We start from the raw sequence: 569 nt of genomic DNA, 5'->3' as shown, positions 1-569 counted from the left end.
CGTCTGGGCACCGGTTACGCAACAGGCACGGGACCATAATCTGCTCGGGCAGGTGACCCGCCATTACGACCCGGCGGGGCTGGTGCAGGCGAACAGCGTTGCCCTGACGGGGGTGCCGATCTCAACGACCCGGCAGCTGCTCAAGGATGCCGACCATCCTGATATCGCCGCCGACTGGCAGGGCGAAGAGGCGGCGGAATGGGACACCCGACTGGCCCCCGAGACCTATACGACCCAGACCACGGCAGACGCCACGGGCGCGATGCTGACGACCCTGGATGCCGCAGGCAACCTGCAACGGGTGGCCTACGACGTGGCCGGCCAGCTCAGTGGCAGCTGGTTGACGATCGCGGGCAAGGCCGAGCAGGCCATCGTCCGGTCCGTAAGTTATGCCGCCGCCGGACAGAAGCTGCGCGAGGTGCATGGCAACGGTGTGGTGACTACCTACACCTACGAGCCCGACACCCAGCGCCTGTCGTCGATCAAGACCGAGCGCCAGGGCACTGGCGCGAAGGTGCTGCAGGACCTGCGCTATGCCTACGACCCGGTGGGCAACGTGCTGAAGATCC

At 66.8% G+C, this 569-nt stretch carries 1 pseudogene; it reads left to right on the top strand.

The window, feature by feature from the left end:
- Nucleotides 1-569, top strand: a pseudogene (locus ACNFCI_RS24000) (RHS repeat protein); the annotation flags it as partial.

It is taken from the genome of Pseudomonas sp. NY15356, from assembly GCF_048068175.1.
GTDB lineage: Bacteria > Pseudomonadota > Gammaproteobacteria > Pseudomonadales > Pseudomonadaceae > Aquipseudomonas > Aquipseudomonas putida_K.
Note: the sequence above shows the minus strand (reverse complement) of the source record. Positions and strands in the feature narration are given on the sequence as shown.